Origin of the sequence: uncultured Roseovarius sp., assembly GCF_963972555.1 — a bacterium.
In the GTDB taxonomy this organism is placed as follows: domain Bacteria; phylum Pseudomonadota; class Alphaproteobacteria; order Rhodobacterales; family Rhodobacteraceae; genus Roseovarius; species Roseovarius mucosus.
Genome location: NZ_CAXAUM010000021.1, coordinates 33,947 through 60,350 on the forward strand (window position 1 = coordinate 33,947; position 26,404 = coordinate 60,350).

Annotated in this window: 26 protein-coding genes; 5 read left to right on the top strand and 21 right to left on the bottom strand. The window is 62.9% G+C overall.

All coding sequences use genetic code 11. The annotated features are described in order from the left end of the window. Nucleotides 1–58: 58 nt before the first annotated feature. The 3 genes from AACZ65_RS16140 to AACZ65_RS16150 form a co-directional block, all read right to left on the bottom strand. Nucleotides 59–1,465, bottom strand: a complete 1,407-nt coding sequence (locus AACZ65_RS16140) for an MATE family efflux transporter (RefSeq protein ID WP_339672552.1) — start codon at nt 1,463–1,465, stop codon at nt 59–61. A 91-nt stretch (nt 1,466–1,556) separates the two neighbouring features. Then, nucleotides 1,557–2,816: an FAD-binding oxidoreductase gene (locus AACZ65_RS16145; RefSeq protein ID WP_339672554.1), complete on the bottom strand. Its 1,260-nt coding sequence runs from the start codon at nt 2,814–2,816 to the stop codon at nt 1,557–1,559. Nucleotides 2,817–2,819: 3 nt separating this feature from the next. Continuing rightward, nucleotides 2,820–4,043, bottom strand: a complete 1,224-nt coding sequence (locus tag AACZ65_RS16150) for an acyl-CoA dehydrogenase (RefSeq protein ID WP_339672556.1) — start codon at nt 4,041–4,043, stop codon at nt 2,820–2,822. Between the two features lie 103 nt (nt 4,044–4,146). Between AACZ65_RS16150 and AACZ65_RS16155 the strand changes: the two genes are divergently transcribed. Further along, entirely contained in the window at nt 4,147–5,058 is a 912-nt protein-coding gene (locus AACZ65_RS16155; protein WP_339672558.1) for a LysR substrate-binding domain-containing protein, read from the top strand. Nucleotides 5,059–5,064: 6 nt separating this feature from the next. On the opposite strand, the gene phoB is transcribed toward AACZ65_RS16155, so the two are convergent. The 10 genes from phoB to AACZ65_RS16205 form a co-directional block, all read right to left on the bottom strand. Beyond that, entirely contained in the window at nt 5,065–5,754 is a 690-nt protein-coding gene (gene phoB, locus AACZ65_RS16160) for a phosphate regulon transcriptional regulator PhoB (protein WP_037271795.1), read from the bottom strand. Between the two features lie 15 nt (nt 5,755–5,769). Beyond that, entirely contained in the window at nt 5,770–6,498 is a 729-nt protein-coding gene (gene phoU, locus AACZ65_RS16165; RefSeq protein WP_037271798.1) for a phosphate signaling complex protein PhoU, read from the bottom strand. Between the two features lie 10 nt (nt 6,499–6,508). Then, nucleotides 6,509–7,309, bottom strand: a complete 801-nt coding sequence (pstB, locus tag AACZ65_RS16170; protein ID WP_037271801.1) for a phosphate ABC transporter ATP-binding protein PstB — start codon at nt 7,307–7,309, stop codon at nt 6,509–6,511. Nucleotides 7,310–7,325: 16 nt separating this feature from the next. Further along, nucleotides 7,326–8,675 carry a phosphate ABC transporter permease PstA gene (gene pstA / locus AACZ65_RS16175; RefSeq protein WP_339672563.1) on the bottom strand — a complete coding sequence of 450 codons (1,350 nt, stop codon included), beginning with the start codon at nt 8,673–8,675 and terminating at the stop codon, nt 7,326–7,328. Continuing rightward, nucleotides 8,672–10,132 carry a phosphate ABC transporter permease subunit PstC gene (gene pstC / locus AACZ65_RS16180; RefSeq protein WP_339672565.1) on the bottom strand — a complete coding sequence of 487 codons (1,461 nt, stop codon included), beginning with the start codon at nt 10,130–10,132 and terminating at the stop codon, nt 8,672–8,674. Before pstC ends, pstA begins: the two co-directional genes overlap by 4 nt. A 60-nt stretch (nt 10,133–10,192) precedes the next feature. Continuing rightward, complete coding sequence (locus tag AACZ65_RS16185) at nt 10,193–11,230, bottom strand: substrate-binding domain-containing protein (RefSeq protein WP_037271810.1); 1,038 nt, start codon at nt 11,228–11,230, stop codon at nt 10,193–10,195. A 164-nt stretch (nt 11,231–11,394) separates the two neighbouring features. Continuing rightward, nucleotides 11,395–12,441, bottom strand: a complete 1,047-nt coding sequence (locus AACZ65_RS16190) for an ATP-binding protein (RefSeq protein ID WP_339672568.1) — start codon at nt 12,439–12,441, stop codon at nt 11,395–11,397. Between the two features lie 6 nt (nt 12,442–12,447). Continuing rightward, nucleotides 12,448–12,969 carry a gamma carbonic anhydrase family protein gene (locus AACZ65_RS16195; RefSeq protein ID WP_339672570.1) on the bottom strand — a complete coding sequence of 174 codons (522 nt, stop codon included), beginning with the start codon at nt 12,967–12,969 and terminating at the stop codon, nt 12,448–12,450. Beyond that, complete coding sequence (gmk, locus tag AACZ65_RS16200) at nt 12,966–13,607, bottom strand: guanylate kinase (RefSeq protein WP_339672572.1); 642 nt, start codon at nt 13,605–13,607, stop codon at nt 12,966–12,968. The genes AACZ65_RS16195 and gmk overlap by 4 nt, the downstream gene beginning before the upstream one ends. A 60-nt stretch (nt 13,608–13,667) precedes the next feature. Next, nucleotides 13,668–14,558 carry a YicC/YloC family endoribonuclease gene (locus AACZ65_RS16205; RefSeq protein WP_339672575.1) on the bottom strand — a complete coding sequence of 297 codons (891 nt, stop codon included), beginning with the start codon at nt 14,556–14,558 and terminating at the stop codon, nt 13,668–13,670. 239 nt (nt 14,559–14,797) lie between these two features. Between AACZ65_RS16205 and AACZ65_RS16210 the strand changes: the two genes are divergently transcribed. Then, nucleotides 14,798–15,448, top strand: coding sequence for a PAS domain-containing protein (locus tag AACZ65_RS16210; protein WP_339672577.1), 651 nt, complete (start codon nt 14,798–14,800; stop codon nt 15,446–15,448). 293 nt (nt 15,449–15,741) lie between these two features. Here the strand turns inward: AACZ65_RS16210 and AACZ65_RS16215 are convergent, their stop codons facing one another. Next, complete coding sequence (locus tag AACZ65_RS16215; protein WP_339672579.1) at nt 15,742–17,112, bottom strand: 3-deoxy-7-phosphoheptulonate synthase class II; 1,371 nt, start codon at nt 17,110–17,112, stop codon at nt 15,742–15,744. Nucleotides 17,113–17,286: 174 nt separating this feature from the next. Between AACZ65_RS16215 and AACZ65_RS16220 the strand changes: the two genes are divergently transcribed. Continuing rightward, nucleotides 17,287–18,288: a GlxA family transcriptional regulator gene (locus AACZ65_RS16220; RefSeq protein WP_339672596.1), complete on the top strand. Its 1,002-nt coding sequence runs from the start codon at nt 17,287–17,289 to the stop codon at nt 18,286–18,288. Between the two features lie 47 nt (nt 18,289–18,335). Here the strand turns inward: AACZ65_RS16220 and AACZ65_RS16225 are convergent, their stop codons facing one another. The 4 genes from AACZ65_RS16225 to AACZ65_RS16240 are packed head-to-tail and all read right to left on the bottom strand — an operon-like array spanning nt 18,336 to nt 22,526. Further along, on the bottom strand, nt 18,336–19,421 hold the full coding sequence (locus AACZ65_RS16225; protein ID WP_339672581.1) for a PQQ-dependent sugar dehydrogenase: 1,086 nt from the start codon (nt 19,419–19,421) through the stop codon (nt 18,336–18,338). 32 nt (nt 19,422–19,453) lie between these two features. After that, nucleotides 19,454–21,382, bottom strand: a complete 1,929-nt coding sequence (gene dxs / locus AACZ65_RS16230) for a 1-deoxy-D-xylulose-5-phosphate synthase (RefSeq protein ID WP_339672584.1) — start codon at nt 21,380–21,382, stop codon at nt 19,454–19,456. A gap of 32 nt (nt 21,383–21,414) precedes the next feature. Next, the gene (locus tag AACZ65_RS16235; protein WP_339672586.1) at nt 21,415–22,278 is read right to left on the bottom strand and encodes a polyprenyl synthetase family protein; all 864 of its coding nucleotides are present in this window, start codon (nt 22,276–22,278) and stop codon (nt 21,415–21,417) included. Nucleotides 22,279–22,283: 5 nt separating this feature from the next. Next, entirely contained in the window at nt 22,284–22,526 is a 243-nt protein-coding gene (locus tag AACZ65_RS16240; protein ID WP_297537577.1) for an exodeoxyribonuclease VII small subunit, read from the bottom strand. A 102-nt stretch (nt 22,527–22,628) separates the two neighbouring features. Between AACZ65_RS16240 and AACZ65_RS16245 the strand changes: the two genes are divergently transcribed. Next, nucleotides 22,629–23,585, top strand: coding sequence for a phosphotransferase (locus AACZ65_RS16245; RefSeq protein WP_339672588.1), 957 nt, complete (start codon nt 22,629–22,631; stop codon nt 23,583–23,585). 6 nt (nt 23,586–23,591) lie between these two features. On the opposite strand, the gene AACZ65_RS16250 is transcribed toward AACZ65_RS16245, so the two are convergent. Genes AACZ65_RS16250 through AACZ65_RS16260 form a run of 3 tightly spaced genes read right to left on the bottom strand, consistent with a single transcriptional unit; the run spans nt 23,592 to nt 25,287 of the window. Beyond that, complete coding sequence (locus tag AACZ65_RS16250; RefSeq protein WP_339672590.1) at nt 23,592–24,197, bottom strand: pyridoxamine 5'-phosphate oxidase family protein; 606 nt, start codon at nt 24,195–24,197, stop codon at nt 23,592–23,594. 15 nt (nt 24,198–24,212) lie between these two features. Further along, entirely contained in the window at nt 24,213–24,686 is a 474-nt protein-coding gene (locus tag AACZ65_RS16255) for a nuclear transport factor 2 family protein (RefSeq protein WP_297537583.1), read from the bottom strand. A 55-nt stretch (nt 24,687–24,741) separates the two neighbouring features. Further along, on the bottom strand, nt 24,742–25,287 hold the full coding sequence (locus AACZ65_RS16260; protein ID WP_339672592.1) for a peroxidase-related enzyme: 546 nt from the start codon (nt 25,285–25,287) through the stop codon (nt 24,742–24,744). 125 nt (nt 25,288–25,412) lie between these two features. Here AACZ65_RS16260 and AACZ65_RS16265 point away from each other — a divergent pair, with 125 nt between their 5' ends. Beyond that, a complete protein-coding gene (locus tag AACZ65_RS16265) occupies nt 25,413–26,342 on the top strand; it encodes a LysR family transcriptional regulator (protein ID WP_339672593.1) in 930 nt (309 codons plus the stop codon). Nucleotides 26,343–26,404 lie beyond the last annotated feature (62 nt).

Sequence of the window (26,404 nt, forward strand, 5' to 3'; positions counted from 1 at the left end):
GTTTTTGTGATCTCAATATATTACATAATACTGATTATGCGAAAATTTGATACTGCGATCAGGACCGGCTGCACCGGTTTATCACAACCTGCATACGCTGGTCGGGGCATGAGAAATGCCCCGACAATGGATCCTTGCATGGGGCCTCGATCACGCGCAGGCTGAGCCAGGTGGCGACGGCCGCAAAGACCACCCCGCCAAGAGCCTGCCCCAAGAGAACCCCCGGCGCGCCCCAGACCATTCCGAACGCCACCGCAAAGGGCCAGATGCCCAGCGTGTTGCGGGCCCAGTTGACCCATGTCGAATAGCCCGGATGCCCAAGATTGTTGAACGAGGCATTGGCGATGAATATCGCACCGTTGAAGAAGGACGCGAGCGCCAGAGGCCCGAGATAGAGGTACAGCAGGCTGCGCATCTGTCCGGTGGCGTCAAACAGATCGGCAATCGGCGCGCGTAGCGCAAAAAGCAGCGCCGACATGGTGAGGACATAGAGCGCCAGAAACTTGAGCCCGTCAAAGAAGGTCTCTTGCACCCGGTCCAGCCGCCCTGCCCCGAAATTCTGACCAAAGATCGGACCGATTGCACCCGAGAGCGCCAGGACCACCGAAAAGACCACCGGCACCAGCCGGTTGATCACCGCCATGCCCGCCACGGCATCGGCCCCGTATTTGGCCATTTCGCGCGTCACGATCGCGGTGCCCACGGGCGTAGCGACAGTGGCCAGCATGGCCGGGGCCGCGATGCCGATGGCGCCGCCACAATCGCGCACCACGCAAGCGAAGTGCGGCTTGGCGAAGGCCCGGTAGCGAAGAATGGCAATGCCAAGGGCCAAGCCCATGGTCGCCACACGGGCAAAGACGGTCGCCACGGCCGCCCCTTCGAGGCCCATGTTGAGGCTGAAGATCAGGATCGGATCGAGCACGAGGTTGACGCCCGCCCCCAAGAGCGCCGGATACATGGCGCCGCGGGCATCGCCATAGGCGCGCAGTACCGCAACTGCGACCATCGAGAGACCCGAGACAAAGGTCGTGGGCAGGATGATCCACAGATAGCTGGCCGCCATGTCGCGCATCGCCCCCTCTGCGCCGACCAGACCGAGAATGTCGTTGATGAAGGGCAAGGCCAGAAGTGGCACGAGAAGGCCTACGGCGACCGAGATCACAGCCGTGGCACTGGCCGCCTCGCGGGCAGCTTTGCTGTCCTTGCGCCCTTCGGCCTGGGCCACGAGCGCGCCTGCGGCGATGGAGAGGCCGATGTTGATGGCGCTGGCAAAGAACATGATCGTGCTGGCATAGCCCGCAGCGGCCGCCAGCTCCTCGCGCCCCAGCATGGAAATGAAAAGGATATCAATAAGATCGACGGCGAAAATGGCCATGAGGCCAATGCTCGAAGTAAAGGACATCACCGAGATGTGCCTGAAAAGGTTGCCTTGGGTAAAGCTGCCGCCGGTGTCGGTGAGGGCCATGTCATGCTCCTGTTACATCACGGCTGCTGACATATACTCAAAGCGCGCCTGCGCAATTGGCATGCGTTCAACAGTTAGTGTGCAAATCTGCTTAGCGGCGGGCCGATACGGCATGCACCAGGCGCGCGCCGGTTTCGTAATAGAGCGATTTCAGTGCGACGAACTGTTCGGAATGGCGATCCACCACCGGCACAGGCAGGCCGGTTTCGTCACCTGACAGCAAGGCTTGGGCGACCGCCCGGCCAAAGACGGTGCCGGGGCCGATGCCACGCCCGGAATAACCGAAAATGGCCAGAGCCCCCGGCCCCATGCGTTGAATCCGGGGCAAATGGTCATGGGTCATGGCGATTCGCCCGGCCCAGGCGTGTTCGATCTCTGCCCCGGCGAGTCTCGGGAAAAGCTGTGCCAGTTTGCGCCGGGCCCAATTCTCGTGGAGCGTGGCATCTCCGCCCATGCCGCCCAGAATCACCCGCCCTGCCCGGTCGCGGCGCAGCGAGGTCATCACAAGGCCGGTATCCCAGCATCCCTCGCCCCCGGCCAGAATATCGCCCGCCAGATTGTCACCAAGGGGCGCGGTCGCCAGTTGAAAATACTGCACAATCGGCACGTCGGGACGGGTCATATGCGTGACGGGGCGGTGATAGGCATTGGTGGCAATGAGCAGATGCCGCGCCCGCAGTTTGCCGCCGGGCGTGGTGACGATCCACTGGCCGCTGCGGTGTTCGGCGGCGGCGACAGGGGTCTGCTCGCAGATCAAGGCACCGGCGTCCTGCGCGGCGCGGGCCAGTCCGCGCGCATAGGCGAGCGGCTGAATCGTGCCCGCGCGTGCATCATGGAGCGCGCCGTAAAACCTATCTGTTCCCGTGCGTTGTGCGGTAGAGCTCATGTCAATCAGGCGCACCGGCGCGCCACGTGCGGCAAGTTGCGCGTGACGTGACTTCAGATCCGCCATGGCCTTGGGCGCGTGGGCAAGATGCAGGGTGCCGTTGCGGGTGGCCTCGCAAGCGATGTCGTGCTGTGCGATGAGGTCGAACACGAGCGAAGGGGCCTCTGCCAGCACGGCGTTGAGATGTTCACCGGCCTCTGGCCCCAGAATCTTGCATACGTCATCGGGCGGCAGCCAGAGCCCGGCGTTGACAAGGCCCACGTTGCGGCCAGAGCCGCCCTCACCCACGGTTTCGGCCTCGAGCACCGCAACGTCGGCCCCCTGCCCTGCGGCATGGAGCGCCGCCGACAGGCCCGTGAACCCCGCGCCGATGATTGCCAGATCAACCATACGTTCACCGCGCAGAGGCGATGCTGCGAAGGATTCAACGGCACTCTCGCGCCAGAGGTTGCCAAGGCCCGGCATGGATCAGAAGAACGCCTGAAGCCCGGTTTGCGCCCGGCCAAGGATGAGCGCATGCACATCATGCGTGCCCTCATAGGTATTGACCGTTTCGAGGTTGACCATGTGGCGAATGACCTGAAACTCTTCTGAAATGCCGTTGCCGCCGTGCATGTCGCGGGCGTGGCGGGCAATGTCGAGCGCCTTGCCGCAGTTGTTGCGTTTGATCATCGAGATCATTTCCGGGGCGGCGTTGGCCTCGTCCATCAGGCGGCCGACGCGCAGCGCCGCTTGCAGCCCGAGGGTGATCTCGGTTTGCATATTGGCCAGTTTCAACTGAAAAAGCTGGGTTTGCGCCAAGGGGCGGTTGAATTGCTTGCGATCGAGCCCGTATTGCCGGGACGCGTGCCAGCAGAATTCGGCGGCCCCCATGACGCCCCATGCAATGCCGTAGCGGGCGCGGTTCAAACATCCAAAAGGCCCTTTAAGCCCTTGAACATTGGGCAGAAGTGCGGATTCGGACACCTCGACATTGTCCATCACGATCTCGCCGGTGACGGAGGCGCGCAAGCTGAGTTTGCCGCCCACCTTGGGGGCGCTCAGACCCTTCATGCCCTTTTCGAGGATGAAGCCACGGATCTTGCCGTCATGCGCCTCGGATTTGGCCCAGACCACGAAAACATCCGCGATGGGGCTGTTGGAAATCCACATCTTGGAGCCGGTCAAGCGATAGCCGCTGTTGGTGCGAACGGCCCGGGTTTTCATGCCAGCGGGGTCACTGCCGGCGTCCGGTTCGGTCAGGCCAAAGCAACCGATGAGATCACCGCTGGCCAGACCGGGCAGGTATTTGCGGCGCTGCTCTTCGCTGCCATAGGCATAGATCGGATACATCACGAGCGAGGATTGCACGCTCATCATCGACCGATAGCCCGAATCGACGCGCTCGATTTCGCGGGCGACGAGGCCGTAAGAAACATAGTTGGACCCCAGCCCGCCGTATTCCTCGGGGATGGTGGTGCCCAACAGGCCCATCTGGCCCATTTCCTTGAAGATGCCGGGATCCACACGCTCTTCACGGTAAGCGGCGATGACGCGCGGTTGCAGCATGTCTTGGGCAAAGGTGCGCGCGCTGTCGGTGATCATGCGCTCTTCTTCGGAGAGTTGATCGTTGAGGCGGAAGGGATCGGCCCAGTCGAAGGCGTTGAGATCCGGGGCATCCTTGGCGCGCAGCGTCGGGGTATTGGCGTTCATGGCGGGCTCCTGTGGCGTATTCTCTGAGTTGGGGACAGGTTACACTGGCAAAACGCCGATGAATAACGATAAATTCACATGAACCTATGAGTAAACCGCAAGAATGACCCTACCCCGCCGCTTTCTTCCATCCATATCTTCTTTGCGCGCACTGGAGGCGCTGGACCGTCTGGGCAGTGCCACGGCGGCGGCCGCAGAGCTGTCGCAAACGCAAAGTGCGGTCAGCAGGCAATTGAAAACATTAGAAGATCAGCTTGGCGTGGCGTTGATCGTGCGGCAAGGACGTAGCATTCACCTGAGCCCGGAGGCGGCGGACTATGCGGATAAAATCCGAGGCGCGCTGCAACAGATTGCGCAAGCATCGCTTACGCTTACGGCGAATCCGGCCGGGGGCAGTCTGAGCCTTGCGATTCTACCGACATTCGGGATGCGATGGCTGGTGCCGCGACTGGCCGAGTTTGCGCGGCTCTATCCGGAGGTGACAATCAACCTGTCAACGCGGCTGAAACCGTTCAACTTTGTTACGGAACCATTTGATGCAGCTATACATTTTGGAGAACCAAACTGGCTTGGAACCGAGGCGCTGAAGCTGCGGACCGAGCGGGTCGTGGCGGTGGCAACGCCAGAATTTCTGGCAGATCATGCGCCGATTACGGCGGCGGGCGATCTCTTGCGTCTGCCGCTTTTGCAGATCGAAACGCGGCCCGGTGCCTGGCCTGCATGGTTCGAGGCGCAGGGCGTGATCGGCGCCAAGGTGAGCGGCACGATCTATGATCAATTTTCAACTATCACGCAGGCGGCGTTGCATGGGTTGGGCGTGGCGCTCTTGCCGGATTACCTGGCGGAACAAGATCTGGCGACGGGGCGGCTTAGGTCAGCCTGGGGCGACAAGACGCTGATTTCAGGAGCGTATTACCTTGTTTGGCCAGTTCAGAACGGGCGCGATCCGGCGCTCTGCAAGTTTCGCGATTGGCTGGCGGGACAGGCAGAGGACGAAGACCTGCTGCCGCGCTGAGGCCGTTCAGCCCAAGGCATAGCCCGCGCCGCGCACGGTGCGCAGCGGATCATCGCCCCCATGCTGGCAGAGCGCCTTGCGCAGTCGCCCGATATGCACATCCACGGTGCGGGTGTCGACATAGATGTCACGCCCCCAGACGCGATCAAGGAGCTGCTCGCGGGACCAGACGCGGCCCGGCTTTTCCATAAAGGTCGAGAGGAGACGGAATTCGGTGGGGCCGAGTTTCAGCGGCTTTTCGCTGCGGGTGACGCGATGGGTTTCGGCATCAAGCACGATGTCGAGATATTCCAGTCGCTCGCCCACGGTCGCCGGACGGGTGCGGCGCAGTTGCGCACGCACACGCGCCATCAATTCGACCAGTGAATAGGGCTTGATCACATAGTCATCGGCGCCGGTTTCCAGCCCGCGCACGCGGTCCACCTCTTCGGAGCGAGCCGAGAGCATGATGATCGGAATCCCGCGCGTTTCAGAGCGGGTCTTGAGCTGACGACAGACCTCGATGCCGGATACATTAGGCATCATCCAATCCAGAACGATGATGTCAGGCGGCATTTCCGATACCATCAAGAGCGCCTCTTCGCCATTGCTGGCGGTGAGCACGTGAAACCCGTCGGCCTGAAGATTATAGCCCAACACTTCGCGCTGTGCCGGTTCGTCCTCGACCAAGAGGACGGTGGGTTGATCTGCGGACATCGACGGCTCCTGTGCTTAGTGGCTGCCCTTGGGCGCAAGGCTGGGATCAACCGAGGTTGTATCGCTCTTGGGGCGCGGATCATCGGGGAAAGAGCCAGAGACAAGGTAGATCACCTGTTCGGCGATGGAGGTCACGAGATCGCCCATGCGTTCGGTGTTCTTGGCAATGAAGTGCAGATGCATGCAGGGCGTGATGTTGCGCGGGTCTTCCATCATGAAAGTCAGGAATTCGCGGAAGATCGCGTTATACATCTGATCGACATCCAGGTCGCGGCGGATCACCTCATGGGCAAGGTCCATGTCGCGCTGGATATAGGCATCGAGCACATCCTTGAGCATTTCCTCGACCTCGCGGGCCATACGACGCAGCGCCGAGGGCGAGCCGTTGACCGCCGCCATCTGGCTGAGAACCGAGGTGCGCTTGGCCATGTTCTTGGCATAGTCGCCGATGCGCTCGAGGCTGGCGGAAATCTTGATCACGGTCAGCACAACCCGCAGGTCGCGCGCGGCGGGCGACCGCAGGGCCAGAACACGGGCGGCCTCTTCGTTGATCTGCTCCTCGAGCGCATCAATCGCCTTGTCACGGCCGCGCACCTCTTCGGCCAGCTCGTCGTCGCGGGTTTCGAGCGAGCGGGCGGCGTCGGAGATTGCGCGCTCGACCATGCCGCCCATCTTCATGATATGGGCCTGAATGGTTTCGAGGTCGTGGTCGAAGGATGAAACGATGTGCTGATGGTCGGACATGGAAGGTTCCTTAGCCAATGCGCCCGGTGATGTAGCTTTCGGTGCGCTCATCCTTGGGGTTGGTGAAAATCTGGCCGGTATCGCCGAATTCGACGAGATGACCGAGGTGGAAGAACGCTGTTTTCTGGCTGACACGGGCGGCCTGCTGCATCGAGTGCGTGACGATCACCACGGAAAACTCTTGACGCAATTCGTCGATCAATTCCTCGACCTGCGCGGTTGCGATGGGGTCGAGCGCCGAGCAGGGTTCGTCCATCAACAGAACCTCGGGCGAGGTGGCGACGGCACGGGCGATGCAGAGTCGCTGTTGCTGACCACCGGAGAGACCGGTGCCGGGCTGGTCAAGACGGTCCTTGGCCTCGTTCCAGAGGGCGGCGCGGCGCAGGGATTTTTCGACGATCTCGTCGAGATCGGCCTTGGTGCGGGCAAGCCCGTGGATGCGCGGGCCATAGGCCACATTGTCGTAGATCGACTTGGGGAACGGGTTGGGTTTCTGGAACACCATCCCCACTTTGGCACGCAGTTGCACCGGATCGACCTTTTTGTCGTAGATATCTTCGCCGTCGATCAGGATGTCGCCCATCACGCGGCAGATGTCGATCGTATCGTTCATCCGGTTGATGCAGCGCAGGAACGTGGATTTGCCACAACCCGACGGGCCGATAAAGGCGGTCACGGTCTTGTCGAGGATGTCGACATCCACGTCCTTGATGGCATGGGTGTCACCATAGTAAACCTGCACCTTGCGCGCGGCGATCTTGATGTCGTTGTTGGTCACTTTCGTCTCCGCGAATTTTGGGGCGTCATACATGGGTCTATACCTTTGTTTACCAGCGGCGTTCAAACCGTCTGCGCAGCAGGATGGCGGCGATGTTCATGATCACGAGGAAGACGAGCAGCACGATGATGGCCCCAGACGCGCGTTCCACGAACGCCGGATCGCCCCGCTGGGTCCAGTTATAGACCTGCACCGGCAGGGCAGCGGCGGGGTCAAAGAAGCCCTCGGGCGGGCCTGCGGGATATTCGCGCACAAAGGCCACCATGCCGATCAGGAGCAGCGGGGCGGTTTCGCCAAGCGCCTGTGCCAGACCGATAATGGCCCCCGTCAGGATGCCCGGCATGGCGAGCGGCAGGACATGGTGAAAGATCGCCTGCATCTTGGAGGCACCCACGCCGAGTGCTGCATCGCGGATCGAGGGCGGCACGGATTTGAGCGCCGCGCGCGTGGCGATGATGATGGTCGGCAGGGTCATCAGCGTGAGCACGAGACCGCCCACGACCGGGGCCGATTGCGGCAGGCCCACCATGTTGATGAAAATCGCAAGGCCGAGGATACCGAACACGATGGACGGCACCGCCGCGAGGTTGGAGATGTTGACCTCGATCAGGTCGGTCCAGCGGTTCTTGGGGGCGAATTCCTCGAGATAGATCGAGGCCGCCACGCCCAGGGGCAACGAGAGAACCAGCACGATCAGCATCATATAGGCCGAGCCGATGATCGCCACGCCCAGACCGGCCGCCTCTGGGCGGGTATCAGAGGCGTCGGGCGCGGTGAAGAAGGCCCAGTTGAACTTGGTCGTGAGGATGCCCGCCTCTTTGAGTTGCTGGGCCAGTTGCAGTTGCTCGGGTGAGACATTGCGGTCCAGCTCCGCGCTTGCCATCGTCACGCGGCCTTTGAAAAAGCCGTCGATACGGCCAGCCGCCAAGAGATCGAAAGACACGGTTTCCCCGATCCTATCGGGATTGGCTAGCACATAGTCACGCAGCGATGCGGGCGCCTCTTTCGAGATCAACTCGCCGGCGGCTTTGGCGTTCAGGTCAGAGGACACGCCTGCCCGCTCCATCGCGGCGGTCATGGCGGCGTCGATCAGCGGCGCATAGCCAAAGGTCGTGACCTTGGCGATGTCATCGAGGTTGCGTTCGCCCTTCTTGTCGAGTTTGGCGGGGTCGAGATAGACCTCCAGTTCGACATAGGTCTGTTGAAAGGACGACAGGCCACTGGCAAGGATCGAGGTCAGCAGGCCCACGAGGGAAAGCACGCCGATCGTGACGGCGATGAGCCCCATCATGCGAAAGCGGGCTTCCTTGGCGTTGCGCTGTTTGGTGCGCGCGTCCTGTGTAAGCAAGGACCCTTTGCGCGGGGCCGGGACTGCGCCGGAGGAGGTGAGATCGGTCATTCGTACTGCTCCCGGTATTTGCGCACGATCACAAGGGCGATGACATTCAGCCCCAGCGTGAAGACAAAAAGCGTGAGGCCGAGGGCGAAGGCAACCAGCGTTTCAGGGCTGGCGAATTCGGTGTCGCCGGTGAGCTGGCTCACGATCTTGACGGTGATGGTGGTCATCGCCTCGAACGGGTTGAGGCCAAGTTTGGCGGCGGCCCCTGCCCCCATGACCACGATCATGGTCTCGCCGATGGCGCGGGAGGCCGCCAGAAGGATGGCCCCGACCACACCCGGCAGGGCGGCAGGCAGGATCACCTGCTTGATAGTTTCGGATTTGGTGGCCCCGAGACCGTAAGAGCCATCGCGCATGGATTGCGGCACGGCGTTGATGATGTCATCCGAGAGCGAGGACACGAACGGGATGAGCATGATGCCCATGACCAGCCCGGCGGTCAGCACCGACGAGGACGAGGTGCCAAGACCCAGCGGCGAGGCGATATAGTCGCGCAGGAACGGCCCCACGGTGATCAGGGCAAAGAGACCGTAAACGATGGTGGGGATACCGGCCAGCACCTCGATTGCCGGCTTGGCAATGGCGCGCAGCGGTTTGCTGGCATATTCCGCGAGATAGATCGCGATCATCAGCCCCAGCGGCACCGCCACCAGCAGCGCCAGAAAGCTGACATAGAGCGTGCCCCAGAGAAGCGGCAGGATGCCCAGATCAGAGCCGCCGCGAAACTGCGGGTTCCAGACCGTCGAGAAGAAGAAGTCGGCGGCGGGATACATCTTGAAGAAATTGATGGTCTCGAACAGCAGCGAGGCGACGATGCCGAAGGTGGTCAGGATCGCCACCAGCGAGGCCCCGATCAGGAGAGACATCACAAAGGTCTCGGAGGCGTTGCGCGCGCGTTGATCCGGATGCACCCGCACCCACGACCAGACCAGCAGCGCGCCCGCCAACCCCAGAACCGCGATCGTCATCAGGAAGCGGCCCGAGTTCTGCGACGTGCGCAGTTCCTTGGCGGCCTCGAACACCGGCACCGGCACATCCGAGCCAAGCGCCACGCCGACATTGCCCAGCCGGTTGCGCACATCGGTGAAATCCGCGCGCATGGCATCGAGATCGGATTCGGACATATGTCCGGCCACCATCAGGGCATCCAGCCCATCGGCGATCCGGCGCACATCGGCCATGACGAGGCTCTTGGCGCCGCCCTCGGGGATCACGCTATCGGGGATCATGCCGCCGATGCGGCCCTCGATCATCAAAGGTTGCAGGAAGAGCCAGGCGAGCATCAGCAGAAGAGCCGGCACCGCCGTGAACAGTGCCACCGCCTGACCATAGTAATTCGGCAAGGAGTGCAATTTCTTGCCTGTGGTCTTGGAGGTTGCCAAGGCGCGCGCACGCCCCAAGAAAAAGCCCAGCCCACACAGGCCGAGCACGATCAGGGTGATATAGCCGGTACTCATCTGCTCTCCGCCAAAAAGGGAGGGATGGCGCGGATGCGCCACCCCTCGGAGGTCTTGGTCTTAGTTCAGCACGCCCATGGGAACGCGGTTGGCAACCATTTCCTGAGTCTTGGCAAGCTCGGGATCGGACACGAGGCCATAGGCCGCGAGCGGGCCATCGGGGCCAGCGATCTCATCGGACACGAAGAACTCGATATATTCCTGCATGCCGGGGATCACATCGAGATGCGCGTTCTTGACGTAGAAGAACAGCGGACGCGACACTGGGTATTCCCCCGAGGCGATCGATTCGACCGACGGCTCGACGCCGCCCATGGTGGCAACCTGAAGCTTGTCGGTGTTGTTCTGGTAGAAGGACAGACCGAACACGCCGATGCCGTTCTTGTTGGCATCCACGCGGGCCAGCGTTTCGGTGTAGTCGCCGTCGATGTCGATCGACACGCCATCGGTGCGCAGCGCCATGCAGGCCTTTTCAGCGGCTTTCTTGTCGCCGCCGTTGGCTGCCATGTGCAGCTCGAACGTGCCGTTCTCTTCACAACCGGCGATGATCACCTTTTCGTCGAACACTTCGCGGGTGCCGTGCTTGGTGCCCGGCACGAAGGCCAGGATTTCGTCGCCGGGCAGGTCAGCGCGCACGTCGGACCACACTTTGTTGGTGTTGTCGGCCAGCGCGCCATCCTTGGCAACCTGAGCAGCCAGAGCCGCGTGCCAGTCAGCCGGGCTAAAGGCATAGGCAGGACCGTTGATGTCGGAGGCAAAGACGATGCCGTCATAGCCGATGCGGACTTCCATGATCTCGGTCACGCCGTTCGACGCGCAGAGGTCGATGTCGGACTGCTTGATGCGCGAGGAAGAGTTGGCGATGTCGATGGTGTTTTCGCCGACGCCTTCGCAGAGTTTCTTGCGGCCAGCACCCGACCCGCCGGATTCCACGACCGGGGTGGGGAAATCGAAGTTTTCGCCAAAGGCTTCGGCGACGATGGCGGCATAGGGCAGCACGGTCGAGGAGCCAGCAATCTGGATGTTGTCACGGGCCGCGGCGGTGCCGGCGGCGAGGGCCGTCAGGGCCAGGGCGGAAACGGTGGATTTGAACAGCATGAGTTGCTCCTGAGTTCGGTTTCACGGGACGCCCAGGCAGGGGCGACCTCGGGGCCAGCACTAGGCGAGAACCACAACGCTTTTGTTACACTTATGTAACGACTTTATGACAGTGCGATAAGTTTGGCGGTTCAGCCAGTTTTTTCGCGGCAACGGCAGCGTTTTCAGGCCTCTTGGCGGTCCCATTGCGGCAGAATCACCGAGAATTCGCTGCCCTCTCCGGGCGCGGAAGAGATTCGCAGCCGTCCCCTGTGACGATTGACGATATGTTTGACAATGGCGAGGCCAAGGCCCGTGCCCCCCATCTCGCGCGAGCGGTGGGTATCGACGCGGTAGAACCGCTCTGTCAGCCGGGGTATATGCAGCGGGTCAATTCCGGGGCCCTGATCGCGGACACGCGCCACAATGGCAGGCGCGCGCAGGGTGGCGTCGCGGGGGGTGCGTTCCAGCGTGATCGTGATCCTGTTGCCCTTGCCGCCATATTTGATCGCGTTTTCAACGAGGTTGGTAAAGACCTGCTGCAACTGATCATCATTGCCGCGCACCACCATGCCTTCGGGTGCCTCAAAGCTGATGTCGCAGGCGCGGTCCCGCGCCAAAGGGCGCAGCGCATGCAGAACCGATCCGATGACCTGACTCAGGTTGACCTCATCGCGTGGACGCACGCGCTCTTCGCTCTCGACCCGGCTGAGCGACAGCAGATCGCGCACGAGGCGCTCCATCCGCGCGGCTTCGGATTGCATGATCCCCAGAAAGCGGTCGATGGCGGCCTGATCGTGGCGCGCGGGCCCTTGTAGCGTTTCGATGAAACCCATGAGTGCCGTGAGCGGCGTGCGCAATTCGTGGCTGACATTGGCCACGAAATCGCGGCGCATCTGGGCGGCATGTTCGCGCTCGGTCAGGTCCTCGAAACACACGAGCGTGCCGCGCGCGTCGGTGGTTTCCACATAGCCCACATGCACCTGAAAGCTGCTGTCGCGCCCTGCGTCAGAGGTCTGATAGGTGATCTTGCGCGGCAGACGGTCGCGCAGGGTGGCCTCGATCGCCTCAAGCACATCGGGCTGGCGCAGCGCGGTCAAGAGGTGCCGCCCCTCAAGCCCCTGCCCCAAATGATCGCGCGCGCCCTGATTGGCAGCGATGATGCGATCATCCGGGCCGACCAGAATGGCGGCCATCGGAATTCCGGCAAGAACCGTGGCCAGACCCTGCATCGCCGGTCAGAGCGCCAGAAGCCCGGAGCGATACCGGCGCATGTTCTGTTGGTAATGCAGCGCTGTGGCGCGCAGCGTGGCAATCGCCGCCTCATCGAGGTTGCGCACCACCCGGCCCGGCGCGCCCATCACGAGGCTGCCTTCGGGGATTTCCTTGCCCTCGGTGATCAGCGCGCCCGCGCCAATCAGGCTGTTGCGCCCGATGCGCGCGCCGTTGAGCACCGTGGCCCCCATGCCGATCAGAACATTCTCTTCGAGGATGCAGCCATGCAGCATCGCCTTGTGACCGATGGTGCAGCCCGGACCGATGACGAGCGGATAGCCCATGTCGGTGTGCATGACGCAATTCTCCTGCACATTGCTGCCCGCGCCCACGCGGATTTCCTCGTTATCGCCGCGCAGGGTGCAGCCAAACCAGACCGAGGCCAGATCCTCGATCACCACCTTGCCGATCAGATTGGCATCGGGCGCAATCCAGGTGTTATCGGCAATCTGGGGCGCGTGGCCGTCAAGGCTGTAGAATGTCATTGCATCTCCTCGAATTCGGTTTGCAGCGCGCGCACATGCGCGGTCAGGCCCGGTTGCTGGCTGCGGCGCAGGCGCGTGGCCTCGATAATGGTCTTGAGCCGCGCTTCGGTGGCGTCCAGATCCTCGTTGATCAGCACGAAATCATACCCATCCCAATGGCTGATCTCGTCCCAGCTTTTCTCCATCCGCTTGGCGATGACCTCGGGCGTGTCCTGCCCGCGTGTTTCCAGCCTGCGGTGCAGTTCGCGGATCGAGGGCGGAAGAAGAAAGATCGAGAGCGTGTGCGCGCCAAGGGCCGAGTTGCGAATTTGCTGTGCGCCTTGCCAGTCGATGTCAAAGAGCACGTCGCGACCGGCGTCGATGGCCGCCTGAACGGGGCCGCGCGGGCTGCCGTAGAAATTGCCGAACACATGCGCATGCTCCAGCATCTCGCCCGCTGCCACATCCTGTTTGAACTGCGCCTGGGTCATGAAGTGATAATCCTGCCCGTCCACTTCACCGGGTCGCGGCGCGCGGGTCGTGGCCGAGACGGAAAAGGCAATGGTTTCGTCCCAGTCGCGCAGGCGCCTGGACAGGGTGGATTTGCCAGCGCCCGAAGGTGAGGAGAGAATGATGAGGAGGCCTCTTCGGTTGCTCATGCCGTTCCCTGCCCTTCTTCTTGGTGAAAATACTCAAATTCCGGTCGTGCGGCCTGTGCCTCATTCGACATTTTGCACCTGTTCGCGCATCTGGTCGATCACGGTCTTGAGGCTGAGTCCGATTTCGGTCAGGCCCGCATGTTGTGCCTTGGAGCAAAGCGTATTGGCCTCGCGGTTGAATTCCTGGCTCAGAAAGTCGATCTTGCGCCCCAGCGGCGCGCCGCCTTCGAGCAGCGCGCGCGTCGCCGCCACATGGGCGCGTAGGCGGTCCAGTTCTTCGGTGACGTCAAGTTTGACCGCCAGTAGCGCCAGTTCCTGAGCCAGACGCGCGGGATCGAGATCGGTGGCCGTATCGCGCAGGCGCGCAAGCGCCGTCTGGTGGGTGCGGGCAATGTCGGCGCTGCGCTGCACGAGCAGGTCCTGGGCGGCTTGGGTCAGGCGGGAGATTTCGTCCAATTGGGCGTGCAACACCTTGGCCAGCGCCGCGCCTTCGGTGGCGCGCATGGCCAGGAAATCCTGCAGGACCGGTTCGAAATCCGCGAGCAGCGCCGCGCAGAGCGCGCTGGTGTCGCTGTCGCCAGTGCCTGCCTCCAATACGCCGCGCAGCGACAGGATGTCGGCGGCGGTGGCGGGAGCTAGCGAGAGGCCACAGGCCATGGCACGATCCTCGATCAGCGCCATGGCGCGCAGCACATCGTCGAGCCGGTCGGGGTTGACCGCCAATTGGCCACTGGCATCGTCGCTGGTCAGGCGCAGGGTGAGCGAGACATTGCCGCGTGTGATCCCCTGCCCCAGCCGCGCGCGCAAGGCCGGTTCCAGCCCTTCGATCCAGTCGGGCACGCGCAGGCGCAGGTCGAGCCCCTTGCCATTCACACCGCGCAACTCCCAGGTCCAGGAATGGCCCGGAATGGCCCCTTTGGCGGTGGCGAAAGCGGTCATCGACTGGATCATCGGTGGGCGTCCTTGGGTCTTACGGTGTTGCCCCGTCCTAGTGCGTGACCCAGCGGCTGGCAAGTCCCGGTGGCGCGACATGTCTGTGCCGGTGGTTAACCAATCGCCGCGATTTTTAGATAAATTCCCAAAAACTTGTGGCAGTCTTGGCCCAACGTGCGGTGCTGCAGGGGTGGCGCAAGGGCCATCAGGCAGGCTGACACCGCGAAGTCTGAGGTGCAGGGGCAAAGGAGTGTGTCATGCAGGATGACAAAACAGTTCTACATACGTCGGGCAGAGTGGACGCATGTAACGGGCAACAGGCCGCCGATCTGCACGCGCTTCACAGCTATTGGGCTGGCCTTTGCGAGGGGGCCGAGGTGCCGCGCCGCTCTGACATCGACCCGCGCCGGATTGGCGGGCTTTTGTCCAATGCGTTTATCGCCGAGCGGATCGCGCCGGGGGTGACGCGGCTGCGGGTGGCGGGGCTGCATCTCAATGTGCTGATGGGGATGGAGGTGCGCGGCATGCCGCTGTCGAGTTTCATTGCCCCGGCGGCGCGAGAGGCGTTTGCTCTGGCGCTGGCCGACCTCTTCGAACGGCCTGCGCGGCTGGAAATTGATCTCTATGCCAAGGCGGGGTTGGGGCGGCCTGAAATGACCGGGCGTCTCATGCTCTGGCCCCTGCGCAGCGATCTGGGCGATGTTTCGCGAGCGCTGGGATGTTTGGTGACGCAAGGCGAGATCGGGCGCGCCTCGCGGCGGTTCGAGATGCGAGCGGTTCGGGTATTGCCGTTGGATGCAGAGACCAAAGGCCGACGCAGCCTTGACCTGTTGCCCGGCGGGCTGCGCAATGAATGGCGCGGGCGTGATGCGCCGCGCGGGCGCGCCTATCTGCGCGTGGTGAAGTAAGGCGAGGCGCTGGCTTGGCGTTCCATCGGAGAACCAAAACGCCATAGGCCCTCCCCGCGCGGAACAAGGCGCGGAGCGCCGCCGCACGATTGCTGGGCCGTCCCGCGGCCTAGCGATTATGAGAGGGTGCGCCAGGCTATAAGGCTAGACGGATTTGGATGGCATAAAGTGGCAACCACGGCCGTTGTTTCGCTAGTCCCCGGCCCAGCAACCGCGCGGCTCATTGCTTGCAACATCGGCGACGAACAGACAAAACCGCAATAGGCGCTTTACCTGTTGCGGTCAAGAGGTGGTTAGCCTGCTTCTGCCTGAAGGCGGTCATGGCGCAAGGATTTCAGCTCTTCGGCCACGAGGAAGGCCAGTTCGAGCGACTGGCTGGCATTGAGGCGCGGATCGCAGGCGGTGTGATAACGCGCCGAGAGGTTTTCCTCGGAGAGCGCGCGCATACCACCGGTGCATTCGGTCACATCCTGCCCGGTCATCTCGAAATGCACGCCGCCGGGGATGGTGCCTTCGGCCTTGTGGATGCCAAAAAAGTCCTGCACTTCGCGCAGCACCAATTCGAAAGGTCGCGTCTTGTAGCCGGTCGCAGATTTGATTGTGTTGCCATGCATCGGGTCGCAAACCCAGAGCACCGATGCCCCCTCTTCCTTTACCGTGCGGATGAGGCGCGGCAGGTTGTCCGCCACCTTGCCCGCGCCAAAGCGCGCGATGAGCGTAAGACGCCCCGCCTCGTTGGTGGGGTTCAGCGTGGCCAAGAGCCGCTTGAGATCGTCCGACGTCATGGAGGGACCGCATTTCAGACCAATGGGGTTCTGCACGCCACGAAGGAATTCGACATGTGCGCCATCAGGCTGGCGGGTGCGGTCGCCGATCCAGAGCATATGGCCTGAGCCCGCCAGCCATTTGCCGGAGGTGGAATCGAGCCGACACAGCGCCTCTTCGTACTCCAGCAAGAGGCTCTCGTGCGAGGTGTAGAAATCCACGGTCTTGAGCGTATGGGCATTGTCGCTGTCCACACCTGCCGCCTTCATGAAGTCGAGCGCATCAGAGATGTGATTGGCCATTTCGCGATAGCGCGCGGCCTTCTCGCTTTCGGTAAAGCCGAGGGTCCAGGCATGAACCTGATGCACATCCGCATAGCCGCCCGTCGAAAAGGCGCGCAAGAGGTTGAGGGTTGCGGCGGCCTGCGTATAGGCCTGCAACATCTTGTCCGGGTTCGGAATGCGCGCCTCGGGGGTGAAGGCCAGTTCGTTGATGATGTCGCCACGGTAGCTGGGCAGTTCCACGCCATCAATCACCTCTGTCGGGGCTGAGCGCGGCTTGGCGAATTGCCCGGCCATGCGGCCCACCTTGACCACCGGCACCTTGGCCCCATAGGTCAGCACCATCGCCATTTGCAGCATCACCTTGAAGGTGTCGCGGATCGCATCAGCAGAGAATTGATCGAAGGCCTCGGCGCAATCGCCGCCCTGAAGCAGAAATGCCTCGCCGCGTGCGGCGGCGCCAAGCGCGCGCTTGAGGCGGCGCGCCTCACCGGCAAAAACCAGCGGCGGATACTGCCTCAGACGGGCCTCGACATTGGCCAGAGCGGCGGCGTCGATATAATCGGGCATCTGCACCCGCGGTTTCGCGCGCCAGCCCGTTTTCTGCCATTCCGTCATCGTCCTTACTCCGCATTGAACGTAATCTGAGACCCGTGCTTAGCAAAGCAGCGGGCAAGAGGCCATATGAAACGCACAAGAATGGGTCGCAAATCGACCACGCCTCTCTTGTCAATCGCGACAGATTCGTGACAGACCGCTAAAGAGGCCGTTGCGCCGGGGAATCGGGTGATGATGACGTCAGAGGCCACAAAAATCGCGGTAAAAGCCCCCAAAGAGCCCAAACGCTTTGTGTTTGTGCTCTTGGACAAGTTCACCCTGCTCAGCTTTGCGTCGGCCATCGAATGTCTGCGCATCGCCAACCGCATGGCCGAGGAGGAACTGTACACCTGGGTTCTGACCGGCGATTCCGATGATGTCATCACCTGCTCTGCCGGGGTGCGATTCAATCTCGACTTTCCGCTCTCGGAGCTGAACCGCGAAGATGTGGTGCTCGTTTGTGGTGGCATGGATGTGCAGAAGGCCGCGACCAAGCGCATGTTGAACTGGCTGCGCCGCGAGGCGCGCAAGGGGCTGCGCATGGGGGGGCTGTGCACCGCGTCCTATGTGCTGGCACGTGCGGGCTTGCTCGACGGCAAGCGCGCGACGATCCATTGGGAGAATCACGACAGCTTTCTCGAAGAATTCGAGGATGTGACGCTGACGAAATCGGTATTCGTGATTGATGGCAACCGGATGAGCACGGCGGGGGGCACGTCGTCGATTGATCTCATGCTCAATATCATCGCCGATGATCATGGTGAAAAGCTGGCCAATGCGGTGGCGGATCAGCAGATCTATAGCTCGATCCGCACCGATCAGGACACGCAACGCCTGAGCGTGCCCACACGCATCGGCGTGCGACATCCCAAGCTGAGCCAGGTCATCCAGATGATGGAGACCAATATCGAAGAACCCATCAGCCCGGCGACACTGGCCCGCGACGTGGGCATGTCGACCCGGCAGCTCGAGAGGTTGTTCCGCCGCTATCTAAGCCGCAGCCCCAAACGGTATTACATGGAACTGCGCCTGCAAAAGGCGCGCAACCTGTTGATGCAGACCGACATGACCGTGATCAACGTGGCGCTGGCCTGTGGTTTTGCCTCGCCGTCGCATTTCTCGAAATGCTACCGGGCGCATTACAACACGACGCCATACCGCGAGCGCGGCGCGCATAGTTCCCGTTTGTCGGTATGACGCTTTCTTGAAAAGAAAGCGGTCCGAAATCTTTTGAAGATTTCGGATCACCGCGAGAGGCGATAGGCCGCACCCTGCCCGACGCTGAGAAACCAGATTGACCCGTCGGGGGCCTCGCGGATGTCGCGCACACGCTGGGTTTCGCGGGATTTCAGACGCTCGACCTCGCGCAGCGGCGCACCATCCAGCTTCGAAATCATGTCGAACTTGAGCGATCCGACAAGGATGTCGCCGCGCCACTCCGGGAACATCTCGCCTTGATAGATCATCATGCCTGAGGGCGCGATGGAGGGGTCCCAGTAATGGGCCGGTTGCTCCATGCCGGGCTTTTGCGTGCCCTCGCCGATCTTGAGCCCCGAGTAGTGGCGGCCATAAGAGATCACCGGCCAGCCGAAATTCGCCCCCTTTGCGACGCGGTTCACCTCGTCGCCGCCGCGCGCGCCATGTTCGACTACCCAGAGGTTGCCTTGGGCATCGAGCGCCGCCCCTTGCGGGTTGCGGTGGCCATAGGACCAGATCTGGGGCTGCGCGCCTGCGGTCTGAGCGAAGGGGTTATCGGCAGGGATGGACCCGTCGCGGGCGATACGGATGACAGAGCCGTTCTGGCGCGAGAGGTCTTGGGCAGAGTCGTCATCACCCCGGTCGCCAATGGTGGCATAGAGCATCCCGTCGCGCCCTTCGACCAGACGCGCGCCGAAATGCCGGCCGCCCGACGAGCCGGGTTCGAGTTCGAAGATCACCGTCCAATCGGCCAGACGGTCCGCGCCGGGGGCAAGTCGGGCATGGGCGATGGCGGTGCCTGCCCCGCCCTGTTGCGGTTTGGAATAGGTGAAGTAAAGCTGACGGCTCTGCGCGAAATCGCGGGGGATGAGAACATCGAGCAAGCCGCCCTGCCCGCGCGTGGCGACATCCGGCAGGCCGCCCAGTTCCCGCCGCTGGTCGTTTTCGACATGGAGAACGCGCCCGGCCTTTTCGGTGATGAGCAGGCCGCCATCGGGCAAAAAACCCAATGCCCAGGGATCGTTTAGCCGGTCAACCATTTTCGTGACCGTCAGTTTGCCCGCGCTGCTGTCAAGCGCATAGGCCGGGGTCATGGCAAGGCAAGCGGCGAAGATGAACGGGAAAAGGCGCATGGCTGTCTCCTTTTCCCATCCAAATAGGGATGTCAGGCGCGTTTTCCAGCCAGTTGGGCGATTCCCAGCACGTCGAGCACGCGCGCCTCGATGTCGGCGGCGTTGAGGCGCGCCACAGCATACATATCCTCGGCGCTGGCCTGATCTATGAACGTATCCGGCAGGACCATGGAGCGGAACTTGAAGCCGCGATCAAACACTTGAGCTTCAGCCAAGAAGTGACTGACATGGCTTGCAAATCCGCCAATCGCTCCTTCCTCGATGGTGATCATCGCCTCGTGGTTATGGACGAGGTCGAGGATCAGCTTTTCATCCAAGGGTTTGGCAAAGCGGGCATCGGCAATGGTCGGCGTGATCCCGCGCGCGCGCAGGGATTCGCTGGCCTTGAGCACCTCGGACAGGCGGCTGCCAAAGGACAGGATCACGACGCGCGCGCCCTCCTGGATGATGCGGCCTTTGCCGATCTCAAGCGGTTCGCCGCGTTCGGGCATGGTGACGCCCATCCCCTCGCCGCGCGGATAGCGAAAGGCAATCGGCCCCTCGTCATGGGCGGCGGCGGTGGCGACCATATGGACAAGCTCTGCCTCATCGGCGGCGGCCATGACCACGAAACCGGGCAGATTGGCGAGAAAGGCAGTATCAAAAGCCCCGGCATGGGTGGCCCCGTCTGCGCCCACCAGCCCCGCGCGGTCGATGGCAAAGCGCACCGGCAGGCGTTGGATCGCCACGTCATGCACGACCTGATCGTAGCCGCGTTGCAGGAAGGTGGAATAGAGCGCGCAAAACGGCTTGAGCCCCCCCGCCGCCAGCCCAGCGGAAAAGGTCACGGCATGCTGTTCCGCAATGCCCACATCAAAGAGCCGCGAGGGATAGCGTTCGGCAAAGAGGTTAAGGCCGGTGCCATCGGGCATGGCGGCGGTTACGGCGCAAATCTTGTCATCCTGTGCCGCGTGGGTCAGCAGCGCCTTGGCAAACACGCTCGTATAGCTGGGTGCGTTCGAGGGCGACTTGCGCTGTTCGCCGGTCAGCACGTCGAATTTGGCGGTGGCGTGGCCGCCATCGCGGGCGCGCTCGGCGGGGCCATAGCCCTTGCCCTTCTTGGTCAGGACATGGATCAGGATCGGGCCGGTGGCGCGCGCCTTGACGGTGCGCAGCACCGGCAAAAGCTGTTGCAGGTCGTGGCCGTCAATGGGGCCGACATAGCTGAAGCCCAGTTCCTCGAAAAGCGTGCCGCCGACGGCCAGCCCCTTGAGCATGTCCTTGGCGCGGCGCGCGCCCTCTTGAAAGGGGGGCGGCAGGAGGGAAATCGCCCCCTTGGCGGCGGCCTTGAAATCCTGAAACGGGGCCTCGGCATAAAGCCGCGAGAGATAGGACGAGAGCGCGCCCACCGGCGGGGCAATCGACATTTCGTTGTCGTTGAGGATGACGATCAGGCGCTTCTTAAGGTGGCCTGCGTTGTTCATCGCCTCAAAGGCCATGCCTGCCGACATGGCCCCGTCGCCAATCACCGCGATGGCATCGCCAAGGCCCGAGGGGCAGTTGCCGCCAAGATCACGCGCCACGGCAAAGCCCAAGGCCGCGCTGATCGAGGTCGAGCTATGGGCCGCGCCAAAGGGGTCGTAGGGGGATTCCGAGCGTTTGGTGAACCCCGACAGCCCATCCTTTTGCCGCAGGGTGCGAATACGGTCGCGGCGGCCCGTCAGAATCTTGTGCGGGTAGCACTGGTGCGACACATCCCAGATGATCTTGTCTCTTGGCGCATCGAACACGTGATGCAGCGCGACGGTCAGTTCCACGACGCCAAGCCCGGCCCCCAGATGCCCGCCGGTTTCGGACACGGCGGAAATGGTCTCGGAGCGCAGTTCATGCGCCAGTTGCGCCAACTGCGCGTCGGAAAACCGTTTGAGATCGGCGGGGCTTGCGACCTGATCGAGCAGCGGTGTTTTCGGGCGGTCGGACATGATGCCCCTCCGTGGGGAAATTGCAGCGATGTTCAGCTTTGGCGCGAGATAACGAAGCGGGCAAGGTCGCGCAAGGCATCCGCGCGGGCTGCGTAACAAGATAGCGCGTCGCAGGCCTCGTCAACAAGAGATGCGGCGCGGGCGCGGGCACCCTCGAGGCCCAGCAGCGACACAAAGGTCGCCTTGCCTGCGGCGGCATCCTTGCCCACCGCCTTGCCTGCGGATGCGGCATCGCCCGTCACGTCGATCACATCGTCCTGAATCTGAAAAGCCAGGCCCAGTGCGCGGGCATAGGTGCCGAGCGGTTGCGTGTCGGCATCGGCCATGCGTGCGCCTGCCGTCGCGGACCATTGGATGAGCGCGCCCGTCTTGCCCGCTTGCAGAGTTGTGATTTCGTCCAGGGTGAGGGACGTTGTTGCGGTTTCGGCGGCGATGTCGAGCGCCTGACCCAGCACCATCCCCTGCCCGCCTGCGGCACGAGCGAGGCTGAGTGCCAGATCGGCGCGCGCCTCAGCTGGACCACAGTCGGGATGCGCCACCAATTCGAAGGCCAGCGATTGCAGCGCGTCGCCGACAAGGATCGCGGTTGCCTCATCCCATTTGACATGCACGGTGGGCTGGCCCCGGCGCAGATCGTCATTGTCCATGGCGGGCAGATCGTCATGCACGAGGGAATAGGCGTGCAGCGCCTCGATCGCCGTGGCGGGCCAGATCGCAGCACTCGCGGGAACATCGTGCAAGCGCGCGCTTTCCATCACCAGAAATCCCCGGATGCGTTTGCCGCCTCGCGTGGCATAGCGCATGCCCTCGGCCACGGGGCCTGTGCCAAAGGGGGCCAGCACAGAGGTCAGATGCGCCTGAATAGCCTCGGCCTCGGCAGCAAGTCGGGCCTGCATCTGGGTCAGAGGCCTGTCACCGGCGTGGTGCCGGTGGGCTGGCCATCGGCATCGAGGGTGATGGCGGCGACCTTTTCCTCGGCCTCTTTCAGCTTTTCCTCGCAGCGTTTCTTGAGCTTGGCGCCGCGCTCATAGAGCGTGATCGACTCATCCAGCGCCACATCGCCGCGCTCCAGCCGCCCCACGACCTGCTCCAGCTCTTTCATCGCCTGTTCAAAGGTCATTTCGGAGGGGGGCGTTTCGGTCATCGGCTGGTCCTCGTGCTTGGTGTTTCATCGGCTAGCATAGGGCGCTCTGACGGGGGGTGCAATTCGGTTGACGCTGCTGAACGGCTGAGGGACAGTTGGCCCATGTCAGAGCCTGCCGATCCCCTGCCCGACCTTGATGCGCTGGCCCAACTGGACGCGCGCCTGCGGGCACTGGTGACGCGGCATCCCGATTTGGCGGGGCTGGATCTGTCCGAGGTCTTGCGCATCGTGCCGGGCAAGCGCGCGGTTCTGGCGGGGCGCCTTGATGGGCGCGCAGTGGTGATGCGGCTTGTCGAGGACCGCTGTGCCCCGGCGCTGGCCAAGGAATGGGCGGAGTTGCAGCGCATCTGGCCGCATATGCGGGAGGGGCCCTACCGCGTGGCAGACCCTGTCGCCTACCTGCCCGATGCCAAGCTCCTGGTCATGGAACGCGCGCCGGGGACCCCGCTATTGGAGCATCTATGGCATGCAGATGTGGCCACCCGCGCGCAGCATCTGCGCCCCGCCGCCGAGTGGCTGCGGCACTATGTAGAGGTCAGCGAGGGCTGGCGCCCCGGCAATGCCAAGGGCTGGCTCGCGCGGGCGGCACGAGCCTCGGCCACGCAGCCTTTTGCGCGGCTACGCGCGATCGAGAGCGGTGTTCTGGCGCATTTGACCAGAACGGCGGCGGCGCTGGAGGGGGCAGAATGGCGGGTTGCCATCAGCCATGGCGATTTTCACCCCAACAACCTCATTCTGGGGGAGGATCGCCTGACCGGGATCGACACCGGCGGCTCTGGTCGGATGCCGGTCTGCAAGGATATCGCGCGCTTTCTGGTGCATATGGGGCGGCGCGGCATGATCCCGTCGGGGCGGCGGTATCTGGGCGTCGATGCCGAAGGGCTGGAGGTCTTTGCCGACGTATTCGCGCTGACCGAGGTAGAGCGATATCTTTGGCTGCCGTTCTTTATCGGGATTGAGGCCCTGATCCGGGTTGAAACCCGCGCGCTCAAACCCAGCCGGATCAAGCGCGCAGAAGAGATGTATGGCCTCTTGCTGGCGGATCTTGCCGCGCTCTGACCCCGGTCAGTCAGCGTCGAGCAATGCCGCCTCTAGCTGCGCGATGCGCGCGTGCAGGGGGGCTGTCACATCCTCCAACTGATCCACGGTGAAGCGCGGCGTGATGTGCTGCGGGCAGTTCCAGTCAAAGCCTTCTACGGTGATCAGGAACCCCCGCTCGATCCGGGCACGGTAGTCGGGCATCTCCAACCGCGCGAGAAGGTCCTCATCCTCGAGGCCCACCGCCCGCGCGCGACCGAACAGTTTGAGCCGCCGACGGTTCGGGTAATCCATGAAGAACAGCGACACACGGTCATCGCTGCTGAGATTGCCGAGGCTGATATACTGGCGATTGCCGCGAAAATCGGCAAATCCGAGGGTGCGATCGTCCAGCACGCGCATGAACCCCGCCGGTCCGCCGCGATGCTGAATATAGGGCCAGCCGGTTTCCGTGACCGTTGCCATATAGACCGAGTCGCGCGCGGCGATGAACTCGGCCTCGATTGCGGACAGGTGCAGGTTGACCGGGTCTTCTGCCGCCTGCATCCGGGCATAGGCGGCACGACTGCCAAGATCCTCTTGCAGGCGCGTCACCGTGGGGGTGAAGGCAATCTCGGCGAAATGATGGGGCATGGCATCCTCTTGCGGTTACAGGCCAAGATCGGACAGGCCCGGGTGATCGGCGGGGCGCGGCCCTTGCGGCCAGTGGAACTTGCGATCAGCCTCCTTGATCGGCTGGTCATTGATGCTGGCAAAGCGCAGGCGCATCAGGCCGTTTTCGTCGAATTCCCAATTCTCGTTGCCATGGCTGCGATACCAGTTGCCGGCATCATCGCGCCATTCGTAGGCAAAGCGCACGGCGATGCGGTTCTCGGCAAAGGCCCAGAGCTCCTTGATCAGGCGATAGTCGAGTTCGCGCGCCCATTTGCGGGTGAGAAAGGTGACGATCTCTTCGCGGCCCACGGGAAATTCGGCGCGGTTGCGCCAGCGGCTGTCCGGGGTATAGGCCAGTGAAACGCGGGCAGGGTCGCGGCTGTTCCAGCCATCCTCGGCCATGCGCACCTTTTGGATGGCGGTCTCGCGGGTGAAGGGTGGCAGCGGGGGGCGGGTGCTATCGGTCATGGTTGCTCCTGTGTTGTGAGGCATGGCGCGCGAACGCGCCATGCGCCTGGATGGGTCAGGCCGCCGCGTTCAACGCGACCTTGGGAAAGTCGATCTCGACCTGTGTGGCCTTGCCCAGAATATTGGTAAAGATGTTCATGGCCACATGGGTAATGATTTCGACGATTTCGGCGTCGGAATGACCAGCGGTGCGCAGGGCGGCGAACTCGGCCTGGCTGACCTGACCGGCATGTTCGACCAGAGCGCGGGCAAAGGTCAGCGCCGCCTCGGCCTTGGCATCGGCCGAGCGGCCAGCGCGATTGGCGAGGATTTCGGCATTGTCGAGGCCCACCTTGCGGCCAATCGCGGTATGGGCGGATACGCAATACTGACAGGCGTTCTGCTCGGCCACGGCCAAAGCAATGCGTTCGCGCGTCAGGGGATCGAGCGCCCCTGCCCCGGCAATGCCGTGCAGCCCGAGAAAGGCCTGAAGCGCTGCGGGGCTGTTAGCCAGTACGCGGATGAAATTGGGCACCATGCCAAGTGCCGATTGCACGGCGTCCAGCAGCGTCTTGGCCTCGCCTGTGGCAGTTTGCGGGTCGATAACGGGAATACGGGCCATGGGTATTGTCCTTGTGTTGTGGGTGCGCAGGCGGTGTGCCGCGCTCGGGCTTAAGATGGAGCACTATGATGTTTGAAAGAATATCCGAAATGTGGAATGGTTTATTCCACACAGAGGAATAATAGATGAACCGGATGCATGAACTCGAGGTGCTTATCGCGGTGGCGGAGGCGGGCAGCTTTGCGGGTGCCGCGCGGCGTCTGCACCTGTCGCCGCCCGCAGTCACACGGGCGATTGCGGCGCTCGAGGATCGGCTGGGGACGCGGGTCTTTCAGCGCACCACGCGCAATGTCACCATCACCGACACGGGCGCGCGCTTTCTCGAAACCGCGCGGCGCGTGTTGAACGATCTTGAGACCGCTGAACGCGAGGCGATGGGCGAGACGACCGCGCCGCAGGGGCATCTGACGCTTACCGCGTCGGTGACGTTTGGCCGGTCCGCCCTTGCGCCGGTGGTGGGCGGATTTCTGGTCGCGCATCCGCGCGTATCGGTATCCGTGCTGTTGCTCGACCGTGTGGTCAATCTGGTCGAGGAAGGCGTCGACCTGGCCATTCGGATCGGCGAGTTGCCCGAGTCGCGACTGATTGCCAAACGGTTGGGCACGGTGCATCGCATCATGGTGGCTAGCCCCGCCTATCTGGAACAGGCGGGCGTGCCGCAGACGCCTGCGGACCTGCGCAACCATGCGATCATTGCCTTTACCGGGCTCATGCCCAATCGCGAATGGCGGCACCGTGCCGGGCCGCGCATCGCCAGCGTCGCCCTCAGCCCACGGCTCGAAATCAACGATGCGGTGGCGGCAATCGACGCCGCGATACTGGGTCAGGGGATCACGCCGGCCCTGTCCTATATGGTCGCAGGCCATATACGCACAGGCCGTCTGATACCTGTTTTACAGGACCACACCCTGCCGCCGCAGCCGGTGCATCTGGTTTACCCGGAGGCGCGGCTGATGGCCCCCAAGCTCCGCGCGTTTCTGGATTTCGCGGGTCCCCGCCTCAGATCCGCGCTGGAGGATTTGGCCGAAGGTGTCGAAGCCCCGCCGCCGCGGTGAGGATTACAGGAATGTGAAATCGTCCACTGTGAGTTGCGCGGCGGTGATGTCCTCGACGAGGA